Annotated in this window: 8 protein-coding genes and 1 pseudogene; 3 read left to right on the forward strand and 6 right to left on the reverse strand. The window is 66.5% G+C overall.

The window, feature by feature from the left end:
- Positions 1–6 precede the first annotated feature (6 nt).
- Entirely contained in the window at positions 7–519 is a 513-nt protein-coding gene (locus tag ABD719_RS02235) for a hypothetical protein (protein WP_344691730.1), read from the forward strand.
- Here ABD719_RS02235 and ABD719_RS02240 read toward each other — a convergent pair.
- The 3 genes and pseudogenes from ABD719_RS02240 to ABD719_RS02250 form a co-directional block, all read right to left on the reverse strand.
- The gene (locus tag ABD719_RS02240) at positions 501–770 is read right to left on the reverse strand and encodes a hypothetical protein (RefSeq protein ID WP_344691731.1); all 270 of its coding nucleotides are present in this window, start codon (positions 768–770) and stop codon (positions 501–503) included. The two genes, ABD719_RS02235 and ABD719_RS02240, sit on opposite strands and share 19 nt — an antisense overlap.
- A 25-nt stretch (positions 771–795) precedes the next feature.
- A pseudogene (locus ABD719_RS18765) lies at positions 796–1,218 on the reverse strand (PEPxxWA-CTERM sorting domain-containing protein); the annotation flags it as partial.
- 478 nt (positions 1,219–1,696) lie between these two features.
- Positions 1,697–2,455 carry a ZIP family metal transporter gene (locus ABD719_RS02250; protein WP_344691733.1) on the reverse strand — a complete coding sequence of 253 codons (759 nt, stop codon included), beginning with the start codon at positions 2,453–2,455 and terminating at the stop codon, positions 1,697–1,699.
- 146 nt (positions 2,456–2,601) lie between these two features.
- On the opposite strand from ABD719_RS02250, the gene ABD719_RS02255 reads away from it, so the two are divergent.
- Positions 2,602–3,585 carry a glycoside hydrolase family protein gene (locus tag ABD719_RS02255; RefSeq protein ID WP_344691734.1) on the forward strand — a complete coding sequence of 328 codons (984 nt, stop codon included), beginning with the start codon at positions 2,602–2,604 and terminating at the stop codon, positions 3,583–3,585.
- A 98-nt stretch (positions 3,586–3,683) separates the two neighbouring features.
- Here the strand turns inward: ABD719_RS02255 and ABD719_RS02260 are convergent, their stop codons facing one another.
- The 3 genes from ABD719_RS02260 to ABD719_RS02270 all read right to left on the reverse strand — a co-directional run bounded on the left by ABD719_RS02260 (position 3,684) and on the right by ABD719_RS02270 (position 10,164).
- Complete coding sequence (locus tag ABD719_RS02260) at positions 3,684–6,467, reverse strand: TonB-dependent receptor plug domain-containing protein (RefSeq protein WP_344691735.1); 2,784 nt, start codon at positions 6,465–6,467, stop codon at positions 3,684–3,686.
- 160 nt (positions 6,468–6,627) lie between these two features.
- Positions 6,628–7,836 carry an MFS transporter gene (locus ABD719_RS02265; RefSeq protein ID WP_344691736.1) on the reverse strand — a complete coding sequence of 403 codons (1,209 nt, stop codon included), beginning with the start codon at positions 7,834–7,836 and terminating at the stop codon, positions 6,628–6,630.
- A 54-nt stretch (positions 7,837–7,890) separates the two neighbouring features.
- Positions 7,891–10,164 carry a beta-glucosidase family protein gene (locus tag ABD719_RS02270; protein WP_344691737.1) on the reverse strand — a complete coding sequence of 758 codons (2,274 nt, stop codon included), beginning with the start codon at positions 10,162–10,164 and terminating at the stop codon, positions 7,891–7,893.
- Between the two features lie 207 nt (positions 10,165–10,371).
- On the opposite strand from ABD719_RS02270, the gene ABD719_RS02275 reads away from it, so the two are divergent.
- Entirely contained in the window at positions 10,372–13,398 is a 3,027-nt protein-coding gene (locus ABD719_RS02275) for a TonB-dependent receptor (protein ID WP_344691738.1), read from the forward strand.
- Positions 13,399–13,404: the final 6 nt, after the last annotated feature.

Here is a 13,404-nt window from a genome sequence, read left to right on the forward strand (position 1 = left end):
CGGCGGATGCCCGATCCGCTGGCCCTGCCGTTCCCCGTTGGTTCCAACGTTGCAAGGCGCGAATGCAACTCCTACGCGACATATAACCGCCTTGAATTGACGGCGGAATCACTAGTCCGATGCATCGGTCAGGGGAATGATATGACCAAGACGCTGGACCCGCCGAATGGCCCCGCGCGCACGCTGGCGGCGACGACGACGGCAAAACTCGCCCGTCGCATGTTGTGTGCATCGAGGGTGGCGGCGGACTGTTTGCCGTCCGGGCTTTATGGCTCGCCCGGCCTCGACATCCTGCTGGCGCTTCATGTCGCCGAAGAGGATGCCCAGTATCTGTCGGCCGGCGATCTGACACCGCCGGGAAGCCTTGCACCATCCGTCACGGAACGCTGGATCGGCGCCCTCGAACATAGCGGTCTGATCGATCGCCGGGGTGAGTTGCTGGCCCTGAGCGTTCAGGGCCATGCCGTCGTCAGCGATCTGCTGGAACGACTATATGCCGTTCAGCGATCGCTGGATTGATCCGGTCCATGTTCGCCGAGCACGGCCAGTGCGGTTTCGATGTGAGCGGCAACGATATTGTCATCGCATCTGTCGGCTTCGACGATCGCATCCAGCAGCAGCGCGCGCAATCGCGCATGGTCACATTCGGGTTGTGTCGACGTCATGCTCACCAACTTCCGGGATGATCTCTGGTCCAGTTCGCCGCATCGGCGGTGCGAGACTGATTGCCCGGCAACGAAAAGGGCGCCGATCTTCCGATCGGCGCCCATCGATACGATCGTAGCCGAGGCTATATCAGGCGTACACGACCTTCGTGCTGCGACGGCGATAGCGGGCAGCGCCGGCCACCATGCCGAAGCCGAGGATCATCATGCCCCAGGTAGCGGGCTCGGGCACCGCGGTGACGGTGAAGTTGGCCACTTCGAACGCGTCCGTCATCGGCGAATTGCTGAACGACAGGCTGGTGATCGTCTCGCCGGCCGATGCCGCGAACTGCACATACTGCGAGAACGCCTGGTTGCCGTCACGAACCGCGAAGCCGAGGCTGGCGACGTCGAACGCGTAGGTTGCGACGCTGGTGGTCAGCGACAGGCGGTTGTAGACGTCCGGCGAACCCCACAGGAAGCTGACATACGTCGTCGGGTTCGTGAAGTTCAGTACGGCGGGCTGGCCGGCCTGAACGCCGGCGGCGAGAAACGCGTTGCCGGCAATGTCACCCTCGGGAATGTCGGCGAAGGGCAGATCTGCCGTGTAGACCGCACCGCCCGAAAGCGTCGCAATGGCGCCGTCGTCGAGACCGGCCGAGGTCAGGGTACGGAACGGACCCGTGCCGCCACCCAGGCTGCCGACCAGCGCTGCATTCGCGGTCGAGGGCACGGCAAATACCGCTGCGGCAAGCAGCATCGTCTTGAAGGAAGTCATGAATACACCCGGTTACGCGCATCTCAGCGGTGATTCGCGAGACGCAGGGGCGTCACTAGGGGTAGCTTGTTCGGATGTAACCAAATTTTAACACTTCATTGGCGTGTGACGACCGACTGTTCCAGTATGGGACAGGTAAAATGACGTATTTGGCCCTGCGAACCGCGTCTGCCTCGTCGAAGGATCGGACGCCCCTTTTCGCCACCCTGCGGACAGGGCAGGAGTGATGCAAGACCAGCGTATCGTCATGGGTGCCCGTTGGCCGGAATGCGCGTCACCTGCCGCTTTTCGACAGGATGAATGCCGCGAGAAAGCCGACAACGGCGATCAGCCCGGAATAATCATGAGTAGCTTCGGTCGCCTCGGGAATCATGGTGTCGACCAGCATCGCGAGGATGGCGCCTGCCGCGATGGCGGTCACTCCGGCGATCAGGTCGGGGCTGCTGCCGGCCAGAGCGACATTGCCGATCATCGCCGCGATCGCCGATATCACCGCGATGCCGCCCCATACGCCGAAGACGTAACGGGCGCTTCTGCCGGCGGCCTTCATCCCCGCCGCGCTCGACAGCCCTTCGGGTACGTTGGACAGAAACACCGCCGCGACCGTGACGGTGCTGACGCCGCCGCCGCCCAGCAGGCTGACGCCGATCACCACCGATTCCGGAATACCGTCCAGCAGGGCGCCGATCGCGATGGCCGCGCCGGAATCGGACCGCGCCTCGGGCTGTCGGGCCTGCGGGTTGGAGCCCGACCGCTTCCTGTGCCTGGCGCCGCGCCGGGATATCACGATGTTCGCGGCGGTGTAGACGATGGCGCCGCCCAGAAATCCCGACGCGGTGGCATCGAACCCGCCCTGCCGGAATGCCTCGTCCATCAGGTCGAAGGCGACCGCCGAGATCAGCACCCCCGACCCGATCGCCATGATCGATGCGATCAGCCGCTGGGGCAGTGTCGCGAACCAGGCGATGGCCGCGCCCAGGATCAGCGCCGATCCCCCGACGAGACCCCAGAACCCTGCCGTCCATACGCCCATCATCCGACTCCCTGCCGCGCTATCAAGGGTGGGGGGCGTCGATCGTTCCCCGCATTTCGCCCGTCGGCATGTTCGGGTGGCATCGGTGGATACGCCATGTTCCTATTGGCTTGCCCCCGGCGCGGAATTTCGGCTTCAACGTCGCGATGATCCGGACATCCATCCTGGCCGCGGCGGCCCTTGCCGTCGCGACGCCCTCACCGCCGGCCAAACCGATGTTCCGCGACCCGGTCTGGGACGGGGCGGCGGACGCCTCGACGGTCTATGACCCGGCGCGGCGCGAATGGCGCATGTTCTACACCAATCGTCGCGCCACCCTGACGGGGGATGACGAAAAGGACGTTGCCTGGGTCCACGGCACGGCGATCGGCGTCGCGGTGTCGAAGGATGGTACCCATTGGCGGTATGGCGGGACGGCGGCCATCCCGACGGCCTGCACGGGAGAGACCTTGTGGGCGCCCGAGATCGGTTATTACCGCGGCCAATGGCATATGTGGCTGACCGTGGTTCCGGGTATCTTCCACGATTGGCAGGGCCCGCGGTTCATCGTCCACCTGACCAGCCGCGACCTGCGGAACTGGACCTGCGGCGAGCGGCTGGCGCTGGGCTCGGACCGCGTGATCGACGCCAGTGTCGCCGAGATCGCCCCGGGCCGATACCGGCTATGGTATGACGAGGAACGGTCGGGCAAGACGATCCGCAGCGCCGACAGCACCGATCTCGTTCACTGGACCCCGGGACCCCGGGTCGTCGACACGCCGGGCGAGGGGCCCAAGGCCTTCCGGTGGCGCGGGCAATGGTGGCTGGTGTCGGATGCCTGGAAGGGCCTGCTGGTCATGCGTTCTGACGATGCGACGCGATGGACGCGGCAGGACGGGTATCTGCTCGCCGAACCCGGCACCGCCCGTACCGATCGGGCAAAGGGGCAGCATCCCGACATCGTCGTCGTCGGCGATCGGGCGTTCATCATCTATTTCGTCCACCAGTCCGGCGAGCCGGAGGCGGCCACCGATCCGCGATGGGGGCGGCGGACCGTCCTGCAGATCGCCGAGCTCGATTATACCAACGGCCGCCTTGCCGTGGATCGTGCCCGGCCGGTCAGCCTGCCGAATCGCAAGCCGATCGGATAGGTCCGATCGTCCTTCACGCGGGCCGCATCCGGACCGGACCGGATGGCCTGCTGGAGAGGCGCGGGTGGGAGGGACCCGCAAGACCCCCCCCGCACCGGTCAGAAGTTCACCGCCGCCCGTGCGTAAAGGAAGCGGCCGTTGAAGCCGAACGGCGAGAAGCCGCTGTACGGCAGGAACTGGTAGGTGGCCGGATAGCTGCCCCCGACGCTTGCCGGACGCGGGCCGAACGGGCGACGATCCGGATAGACGTCGAACGCATTGTCGACGCCCAGCGTCAGCTGCAGGCCCTGAAATTCGTAGCTGAGCGAGAAATCCGTGATCCACTTCGGACGCAGGCGCTGATCGTCCGGGCCCAACGCCGTCAGGCTGGTCGCTTCCGCCCCGAGCGGTGCGGTCGTCTCCGGCGAGATCACCGAACCATAACGCGTGGTCCGCGCCGATACGCCGATCCCGGCGATCTTGCCGTCGGTGGCGAATACCGCTTTCGTCCGCGGCTGGCCGCGCTCGAAGCGGATGCCCTCGACCCGGCCGAACAGCACCAGACCCGGAATCTGGGCGAGGGGACCAAGATTGTTGAGCCGCTCGTCGATCCTGTTCTGCGTGTAATTGTAGGCCGCCGACAGATTCCAGGCGCCCAGCCCGCCCAGATTGGCCCGGTAGGTCGCCACTGCGTCGACCCCCTGCGTCGTCGTGTCGAGACCGTTGATGAAGAAGCGCGCGGCCCCGACATTGCTGAAGCCGTTCGCGGTCAGCACCGCCTGCACCGCGGCATTCTGCGCCGCCGTGCCGACACCGGCCGCGCCGAGATTTTCCGACAGCACCACGCGATCCGTGATCTTGATCCGGAAATAATCGACCGTCAGGTTGAAGCCCCGAAAGGGATTGAACGTCGCGCCGCCCGAGAGATTGAACGACTTTTCCGGATCGAGCGGTTGCGATCCCAGCGCGCGGGCGACGGGGCTGCTGACCGGCACGGTCGAGACGTCCACCGGCACGCCCGCCAGGAAGTTGGTCGACGTGGTCGTGAAGAACTGCTGGTGCAGCGATGGCGCCCGGAACCCGTTCGACACCGAACCGCGCAGGGCGAAGCCGTCCACGAATTCGTAGCGCAGCGCCAGCTTGCCGTTCAGCGTGTCGCCGAAGTCGCTGTAATGTTCGTAACGGCCAGCCGCGGTGGCGGTGAGGCCGGTCAACAGATCCGCGTCGAATTCGACATAACCCGCGAAACTGTCGCGATCGACGTTGGTGCGGGCCGACGCGGGCAATCCGCCGAACCCCTGCGCACCCGCCGCACCGGCCCGACCGGGGAAGGAGCAGATGCCGCTGGCGAAGACGCCGCCCAGCACGGTGCAATTGGCGCTCGTCGTCGCTCGTGCAGGCACGAACAAAGGCCCGGTCTGATAGGATTGCGGGTCACCCGGACGGATCTGATAGATTTCGTGCCGGTATTCGCCGCCGAACGCGAACGACAGCGGTCCCGCCAGCCCGACATCGAATTGCCGGGCCAGATCGGCGTTGGCGAGGATCTGCGAGAAGGCCAGCCCGCCCGCATCGAACGACCGCTGCCCCTGCGGGCCGAACGACACGTTGACGCTGTCCTCGGTCCGGTAGTTCAGTTCGTTGCGGCCGAAGCCGAGCGAGAAGTCGCCCTTGAAGCCGGCGATGTCGGCGCGGATGCCGCTGGTCGCCGACATGTCGTCGATGTTCGACTGGATCTTCGGCAGGTAACCGTCCGGCGTCAGGCCGACGAAATTGCCGTTGTTGGGCACCGTGGTCGGCGTCAGCGTCGAGAAATCGCGGTTGGTCGCGGCGGATTGCTGGCGGAAATTCGCCGCCGACAGGCCGTCGCGGTGACCATAGGTGAAGAAGCCGTAGAATTCCGCCGCGCCCAGCGGCACGCCGGTGTTGATGAGAAAGTTGAAATCCTCCGTCTTGGCATCGCCATAGCGGAAGTTGAGCCGGTCGAACGTCGTTTCGCGCGGATCGAAGGTCGTGGTGGTGGGACGGATGTAATTGGGCCGGAGATCGTACCCCTGCCGATTGGTGAAGTTGCGATCGCGATATTCGCCGGTGAAGTTGAAATAGCCGCCATCGCCGACCGGCAGGCCGACATTGACGCCGAACGTGGTGTAGCCGCCGTCGCGCGCCTTGCGCTCGCCCGAGCCATTGGCCTGGAGATAGCGGGTATCCGCCGTGCCCAGCACCGGCTGGCCGCCGGCGGTGACGAGACCATCGAAGTCGGACACGCCGTCCAGCGTGGTCACATATTTGCCGTAACTCACCTGCGCGCGGCCACCGGAACTGGCGGTCTTCAACTGCACGTTGATGACGCCGGCGATCGCATCCGAGCCATATTGCGACGAGGCGCCGTCGCGCAGCACCTCGATCCGCTGGATCGCCAGGGTCGGGATCATGTTCATGTCGACCGCCGCAGCACCACGGCCGACGGTGCCGTTGATGTTGAGCAAGGCGGAAACGTGGCGGCGCTTGCCGTTCAGCAGCACCAGCGTCTGATCGGGATTCAGGCCGCGCAACGTTGCGGGACGCGTGACATCGGACCCGTCGGCGATCGACGGCTGCGGAAAGTTGAACGAAGGAACGAGCTGGTTGAGCGTCTTGTTGAGTTCGCCCGTGCCCGACGCCTGAAGCGCGCTTTCGGAGATGACGTCGATCGGCACCGGGCTGTCGGAGACGGTGCGATTGGCCACCCGGCTGCCGATGACGACGATCTGGTTGCCGGCATCGGCTTCGGGGGCGACCTGCGCCTCGGCCGTGGTTTCCTGGCTGGGCGCCGACTGGATCGTCTGCGCGCCGGCGGACGATACGAACGCCAGTACCGATACGGACGCCGACAGGCCCGTGAGCAACTTTCCGTGCTTCATGAAATTCCCCCCTGTTCCGAACAGTTTGCCACTGCCCGGTCAGGCGACACCTTATGAGGCCCACGTCACCCGGCAAGATGACGGCGCCGGTCGAAGGCGTTTGTCGTCCCGCTGTTGCGGCGCTGCCACAAAGCGGCGCCGTTGCCGCGGATGACGGACTCTAACGCCACGCCCTGACGCCCAGCATCCCCAGTCCGCCGCCCAGCGTCAGCACGCCCAGCATCACCATCACCGCACTGAAATCATGTGGCGTCGCCAGCATCCAGGTCAGCGGCGGGCCGAGCAGCGACGGCAGCGTGTTGGCCAGATTGAGCAGCCCCAGATCACGACCGCGGTGCGCGGGGTCGGGGAGCAACTGCATCGCGAAGGCGGCGTGGAGCGCAACGAATACCGACGATCCGATCGTGTAGACGACGAAGGCGGTCGCGCCGCCGGCCCAGCCGGTCGCACCCGCCATGCCCATCAGCCCGGCCGACGCCACCCCGGCGGCGATCAGCAGGAACGGCTTGCGCCGCCGCGTCACGTCCGACAGCCGGCCGAGCATCAGCGCGATCGGCAGCGGCAGCAGAAATGCCAGCGTCAGCAGATGGCCGATCCGCGCCGGCAGGCCGGCGCGTGACCCGTCCGCGAGGATGCTTTCGAAATAATACAGCAGATATGCCTGGGTCACCACACCCGCAATCTGCACCAGCAATCGCGACATGCCGGCCACGACGAGGTCGCGGCGCGGAAGCAGCGGCAGGACAGCGCCGCCATCGCCCGCGCCGAAGGAGGGGACCACGAGGCGTCGGCGGCTGATCAGCAGCGGTAACAGGCAGGCGGCAACCGCGACGGGAACCAGCGCGAACCGCGCCGATTCCGGCAGCAGCGCCTGTCCGACCAGCCATGCCGAGACGCCCGAGGCGACCGGGCTGCCGAGCGACAGCAGGCCACCGGCGACGCCCTTTTGCGTGTCGGGTATCTCCTCGGACATGATCGCCATCATCGGCGCCAGCAACGCGTTGACCGCCAGCTGGAACACGACCACCGCCGCGACGATCTGGACCGGTGTCGTCGCCAGCGCCATCAGCGCATAGCCGGCGGCGGTCGCGATCAGGCCGCCCGCCATCCAGCCGCGCCGGCCGATGCCGCCCTGTACCGACCGGTCGGACAGCCAGCCGAACAGGATGCCCGCCACGCTGGCGGCGATCGCCCCGGCGGTGACGCAGGCGGTGAAGACGCCGATGCGCGCCGGCCCGCTCAGAAGCTCGATCTTCAGCGGGAGCAACAGCGTCAGCAGCGGCAGATACGCGATGACGCCGCCGACATTCGCCAGCGCGAAGACGAACAGGAAGACGGGCGACCGGCGGGGCGGGGACGGCAAGGTCATCGATCCGCGATCCTGCCCGCGTTGCGCGGCCCCGGCAACCGCGCCCCGGCCCCGTCAGGGTTTCATCGTCGCGGCCTCCAGCGTGGTGGAGGACACCATCGTCCGATCGGCGGCATCATGGCCCAGCGCGACACGATAGCGGCCGGCGTCGATCCGCCAGCCCGGCAGCCTGACATCGTAATCGGCGACGATGCGCGGCTCCGCGGTCAGGGTGATGCGACGGCTCTCCCCCGGCTTCAGCGTGACGCGCATGAACCCCGCGAGCCGCATCGGCGCGCCGCCGGCTTCGCGTGCCACGTACATCTGCGGCACGTCGGCGCCGGTCCGCGCGCCGGTGTTCACCACGTCGAAGGTGATGCTCAACGTCCGCCCGCCGGTGACGACCGGGTTGCGATAGGCGAACCGCGTATAGCCGAGGCCGTGACCGAACGGGAACAGCGGCGTCATCCGCTTCCGCTCGTACCAGCGATAGCCGACATCGGCCCCCTCGACATAATCGACCGGGAAGCTTTCGAGCGCATGCGTCGATGCCGCCCCCGGATCGGCCGCCGCGGCGGCGTCCAGCCCGGTCAGACGATCGAGGCCGACCGGGCGGGGGCGCACTGGCTGCGAGGCGGCGGCGGGGAAGGTGATCGGCAAGCGGCCCGAGGGATTGACCTTGCCGGTCAGGATGTTGGCGATCGCCTCGCCGCCGCGCTGGCCGGGATACCAGGCTTCGACCACGGCCGGGACCTGGTCGATCCACGGCATCAGCACCGGGCCGCCCGTCTCCAGCACCGCCACCGTGCGCGGCTGCACCGCGGCGATCGCGGCGATCAGAGCATCCTGATGATCGGGCAGGCGCAGGTCGGGAACGTCGTCCGCCTCGGTCGTCCATTGCGTGGCGAACACGATCGCCATGTCCGCACCCTTGGCGGCATCCACGGTGGCGTTGAAGTTGCGACCGTCGAGCCATGTCACCTGCGCGCCGGGCAGCGCCTTGCGCAGCGCGGCGAGTGGCGAGGAGGCGTGATAGGTGATGCGCGCGAACGACGCCGACCCGCCATAGGCCAGCGGGGTCTCGACGGGCGCGCCGCCGACCGAGCGGACCTGCGACGACCCACCGCCCGACAGCACGCCGACGTCCGCGTTGCCGCCGATGACCACGATCCGCCTGGCGGTCCGCGCGATCGGCAACACGTCGCCCTGGTTTTTCAGCAGCACGATGCCGGCCTCCGCGGCGCGCTGCGCGACATCGGCGTTGCGCGCATAGGGCGGGATCGTCGCGGCGGCGGGCACCGGCGTATCATAGGCCCCGGTCTGGATCAGCCCGGTCAGATAGCGCGCGACCATGTCGTCCAGCCGCCGCCGGGACACCGCGCCCTGATCGATCGCCGCCCGCAACGGCGCCCCGAAATAGGGGGCCTTGTCCAGTTCCTGCCCCGATTGCTGGTCGAGACCGGCGTTTGCCGCCCTGGTGGTGGAATGGACCGCGCCCCAGTCGCTCATCACCCAGCCGGGATAGCCCCAGTCGCGCTTCAGCACGTCGTTCAGCAGATGGCCGTTCTCGCACGCCCACTCGCCATTGACCTTGTTGTAGGCGCACATCACCGATCCGGGACGGCCCTGTTCGATCGCGATCTCGAACGCCAGCAGGTCGCTCATCCGCAGCGCCGCCTCGCCGATCCGGGCATCGACGACCATGCGCCCCGTCTCCTGCGCGTTGAGGGCGAGGTGCTTGACCGTCGAGACGATGCGGTTGCTCTGCACGCCGGCGATGTGCGCGCCCGCCAGCGTGCCCGCCAGCAACGGGTCCTCACCCAGATATTCGAAGTTGCGGCCGTTCCAGGGATCGCGGGTCAGATTGACGCCGCCCGCCAGCAACACGTTGAAGCGCTTGGCGCGTGCCTCCGACCCGATCATCGCGCCGCCGGCGCGCGCGATCCTGGGATCGAAGCTCGCCGCGGTCGCGAGGCTGGAGGGAAGGGCGGTCGCGACGTCGCCCTTGCGCTGTTCGACCTGGTTGGCGACGCCGAGCGAGGCGTCGCTTTCCCGAACCAGCGGTACGCCGAGCCGGGGGATGCCGTCGATATGACCGGCAGACGGGATAAGCTCGTTCGCGCTCTTGCCCGCCGCCATCGGGGGGAAAAGCCCATGGACCAGCAGCAGCTTCTCGTCCTGCGTCATCCGCGCCACGATCGCATCCGCGCGCGCCCGGGCTTGCGCCGCGGCGGCGGTCGCGGCCGATGGTGTCGTGGCCGATGCGGTTGTCGTCTGTGCGCCGGCGCCGGTCTGGATCGCCGCCACGGTGGCGGCCCCTGCCAGGGCGACTTGCAGCAATCTGGACATCGTCTCTCCTATCGATCCCGACCGCGATGCATCGTGGGCAGCCGGCAGTCGGCGGTGCAGATTTGTCACACCGTTACGGCATCAACAGCATATCCGGTGAACGTTCACAATACCGGCTGCATCTGCTTGACATTTTTCGGCAAAAAATGAAGTGAACGTTCACAGGAGAAGGCACGAGCAATGCGTGCCGCATAGGGAGGATACAGGATGCGTGGCTTCACGGCTCGCTCGCTTTCGCGTTTGATCATCGGCACCTCGGCCGTCGCCCTCGCCGGCGTTCCCGCCGTCGCGTGGGCGCAGGATGCCGCCGCCACCGTCGGCAACACCGGGTCCTCACAGATTGCGCCCCAGCCGGCGCCGGCCGCGGCCGACCCTGCCGAATCGGACGACATCGTCGTCACCGGCATTCGCGCCTCGCTGCGCGCCTCCGCCGACATCAAGCGCGATGCGCAGGGCATCGTCGACGCGATCTCGGCCGAAGACATCGGCAAGTTCCCCGACACCAACCTGGCCGAATCGCTCCAGCGCATCACCGGCGTGTCGATCGACCGGTCGAACGGCGAAGGCTCGTTCGTCACCGTCCGTGGTCTCGGTCCGGAATATAACCTGGTCGTGCTCAACGGCCGCCAGTTGCCGACGTCGGTCATCGGCGACGGCAACAGCGCGCCGGGCTCGCGCGCGTTCGACTTCGCCAATCTGGCGTCGGAAGGCATCGCCGCGCTCGAAGTCTACAAATCGGGTCGTGCCTCGATCCCGTCGGGCGGCATCGGCGCGACGATCAACATCCGCACGCCGCGTCCGCTCGACAAGGTCGGCACGCGCGGCTCGATCGCCGCGCGCGGCGTGATCGACACGTCACAGAACGGCAAGAACGACATCACGCCGGAAGTCTCCGGCATCTTCTCGACCACCTTTGCCGACGATCGCATCGGCATCCTCGTGAACGGCGTCTACCAGAAGCGTCGCGCGTCGGTGAACCAGGCCAATGTCGGCTATCGCGACGGCTATCTGGGGTCGGAGAACAACTGGGGATCGCTGGCGCAGCCCGGCACGCCGGGCGCGACGCGGATCACCAACCGTCCCGATCCGACCGACGTCTACGAAGTGCCGCAGAACGCGTCCTACGACCTGAACGACATCACCCGCGAGCGTATCAACGGGCAGCTGGTGTTGCAGGCGAAGCCGACGGACGCACTGACCGCGACGATCGACTACACCTATTCGCGCAACGAGGTGAAGACGCGCAACGCCAATGTCGGCATCTGGTTCAACCACAACGACACCTCGTCGGCATGGACCGACGGCCCCGTCGCCGGCCCGCAATTCTACACCGAACGGTTCACCGCGGCGGAAGCCAAGGACCTGTCCTATTCGAGTGCGCTGACCGCCTACCGGACCGAGAACAAGTCGATCGGCGGCAATCTGGCATGGGAAGCGCCGGGTGGCGTCACGATCGCGCTCGATGCGCATCACTCGACCGCGGAATCGAAGCCGACCAACAAATACGGCAACAGCAATTCGCTCGGCACCGCGGTGTTCGGCGTCGCCAGCCAGACGATCAACTTCGAGAACGACCTGCCGGTCTTCTCCTATCAGATGCAGCCGGGCATCGATCCGCTCAACGCCGCGCTGATCGTGCCGACAGGTAATGCGTTCCGCAATTCCTACTTCCGCGACCGGATCAACCAGGTCCAATTGAAGGCGCATTACGACCATGACGGCAGCTTCCTCGATTCGATCGACTGGGGCTTCACCTTCACGGACAACAAGGTGCGCTCCGCCTATGGCGTGCTCCAGAACGACACCTGGGGCGGCACCGGCGGCGACAGTGCGGCGCAGCGTGCGGCGGCGGCGGCGCTGTTGCCCGACGACATCTTCCAGGCGATCGATATCCCCGGCAGGTTCAAGGGGATCGACGGCGTCGGCAGCGCCGATATCGCCAGGCAATTCTATGGCTACAGCTTCGAGCGGGTCGTCGACCTGCTGGATCAGACCTACAATATCTGCGGCGGCGACCGGAACTGCCTGACGCCCTACACCACCGATCGGCGCATCCGCGAAAAGACGATCGCGCCGTATCTGCAGATCAACAACGCGTTCGATCTGTTCGGCAATACGGCGCACCTGATCGGCGGCCTGCGCTACGAGAACACCACGGTCCGATCCACCGCGCTGGTGCCGCTATCGACCGGTACGCGACAGAATTCGCAGAATGAATTCAACGTCATCCAGCCGGCGGGGCAGAACACCTTCACGACCTTCACCGGCGAATATGACGAATGGCTGCCCTCGGTCGATCTTGACGTTTCGCCCCTTCGCGACGTGAAGCTGCGCGCGTCGTACAGCCACACCATCACACGGGCCGATTACGGATCGCTGCAAGGCGGGCTGACGCTCAACACGCTGTTCCGTGCCGGTGGCAACGGCGATGGCGCATTGGGCAATCCGAACCTCGTGCCGTTCAAGTCCAAGAACATCGATCTGTCGGCGGAGTGGTATTACACGCGCGAAAGCTACATGTCTGTCGGCTATTTCCGCAAGCAGGTGTCCAATTATATCGGGACGACGCAGGTCCGCCAGCAGGTGGCCGGCCTGACCGATCCGTCCAATGGCCCGCGCTACCGCGCGGCGATCGCCGCGCTGGGTACGGGGGCGACCTTCGGGCAGATCCGCGACTATATCGGCGCGAATTTCCCGGGCAGTGTCGTCAACGGCACGATCCTGGGCTCGCCCGCCGACGCACCCGTCAACTTCGTGATCTCGACGCCGTTCAACAGCGACGAGACCGCGACGATCAACGGCTTCGAATTCGCGATTCAGCACAGCTTCTGGGCCACCGGGTTCGGCACCCAGCTGAACTACACGCTCGTCAACGGCAATCAGGACTATAACAACGCGTTGCCGGCCAGCGTCTCGCAATTCGCGGTCAACGGCCTGTCGGACAGTGCCAACGCCAGCGCCTATTACGACAAGAACGGCATCCAGGCACGCGTATCGTACAACTGGCGCGCGGAGTTCCTGGCCGGTGGTGGCATCAACCCGTTCTATACCGAGGGTTATGGTCAGGTCGATGCGAGCGCCAGCGTCGAGGTGATGCCGGGGCTGACCGTCTTTGCCGAGGCGATCAACCTCACCGGGGCGGACCGTCGCGGCCATCGCCGATCGGATCGCAACGTGACCTTCATGGTCAGGCAGGACGCGCGGTATTCGGGCGGCGTCCGGGTCAACTTCTGACCGCGT

This window comes from Sphingomonas cynarae, from assembly GCF_039537815.1.
GTDB classification, from domain to species: Bacteria; Pseudomonadota; Alphaproteobacteria; order Sphingomonadales; family Sphingomonadaceae; genus Sphingomonas; species Sphingomonas cynarae.

Bases quoted from the DNA above. Each gene is read 5' to 3' on its own strand.
- ABD719_RS02235 (WP_344691730.1), top strand. From the start codon at position 7: ATGCCCGATCCGCTGGCCCTGCCGTTCCCCGTTGGTTCCAACGTTGCA.
- ABD719_RS02240 (WP_344691731.1), bottom strand. From the start codon at position 770: ATGGGCGCCGATCGGAAGATCGGCGCCCTTTTCGTTGCCGGGCAATCA.
- ABD719_RS02250 (WP_344691733.1), bottom strand. From the start codon at position 2,455: ATGGGCGTATGGACGGCAGGGTTCTGGGGTCTCGTCGGGGGATCGGCG.
- ABD719_RS02255 (WP_344691734.1), top strand. From the start codon at position 2,602: ATGATCCGGACATCCATCCTGGCCGCGGCGGCCCTTGCCGTCGCGACG.
- ABD719_RS02260 (WP_344691735.1), bottom strand. From the start codon at position 6,467: ATGAAGCACGGAAAGTTGCTCACGGGCCTGTCGGCGTCCGTATCGGTA.
- ABD719_RS02265 (WP_344691736.1), bottom strand. From the start codon at position 7,836: ATGACCTTGCCGTCCCCGCCCCGCCGGTCGCCCGTCTTCCTGTTCGTC.
- ABD719_RS02270 (WP_344691737.1), bottom strand. From the start codon at position 10,164: ATGTCCAGATTGCTGCAAGTCGCCCTGGCAGGGGCCGCCACCGTGGCG.
- ABD719_RS02275 (WP_344691738.1), top strand. From the start codon at position 10,372: ATGCGTGGCTTCACGGCTCGCTCGCTTTCGCGTTTGATCATCGGCACC.